Origin of the sequence: Parendozoicomonas callyspongiae (genome assembly GCF_023502345.1) — a bacterium.
Classification (GTDB): Bacteria; Pseudomonadota; Gammaproteobacteria; order Pseudomonadales; family Endozoicomonadaceae; genus Sansalvadorimonas; species Sansalvadorimonas callyspongiae.
In genome coordinates, this window is record NZ_JAMFLX010000130.1 from 1 (window position 1) to 726 (window position 726).

General features: G+C 34.2%; 1 protein-coding gene. It reads right to left on the minus strand.

The genetic code is table 11. The features are described 5' to 3' along the window. Nucleotides 1-513 (minus strand): hypothetical protein (locus M3P05_RS20620; protein WP_249702027.1); only part of this gene is annotated, 513 nt, incomplete at its 3' end. Nucleotides 514-726: the final 213 nt, after the last annotated feature.

A 726-nucleotide genomic window follows, 5' to 3' on the forward strand; every position in this document is an offset into this window, starting at 1 on the left:
TATTACTTCTGAATTGATATTTTTTGATATGAGGTCAATACCTTTTACCTTGAGGTTGAACTCAGATTCTGGGTTAACTGCATAAGGACTTATTGATGCGAGGTCTTCCCAGAGTAAACCCATGGTAGTACTTAAAGTTCTTGTTACTTTATTTGCGAAAGATAGTCTAACTGCCCCAGCCATTTCATAAACATTATTTGATGATCTTATTAGCTGATCTCTATTAGGGAAAGAGTTTCTCAAAGCATCAATTGCATCGGGCTTGAATCCTTCTATCTTTTCATCAAATGCAATACTTAAATTCTCTCTAATTAATATACTTCCACCATCTCGACGTTCGTCTGCTTCAATCATTATTTGAAGGTAAGATTCGATGAAAGTATTTATAGTTGATGATAATGCTTGCGCTTTATCAATTTCAGATTCAATGCTATTGTAATTCTCTATTTCATTAATTATAAGATTTTTTCTTTCATCCAAGCTTGAGTCAATAATCTGTTGTGCATTAATCATTGCTGTTACTCCATCATAAATGATTATAAATTGGCAATATGTTTGGAATACCGCTATCTATTGCTCCAGTGTCGCATAATTGCCCAGTTTTCTATATATGGTTGTTGTATTTTTAAGGGTTAATGATGGAGCTTTTCACTGGCGATATGCAAAAAATAGGTTGGAATCACTATCACTGAAAATGATGCTTGCTATGAGCGCAGATGTGAGGGC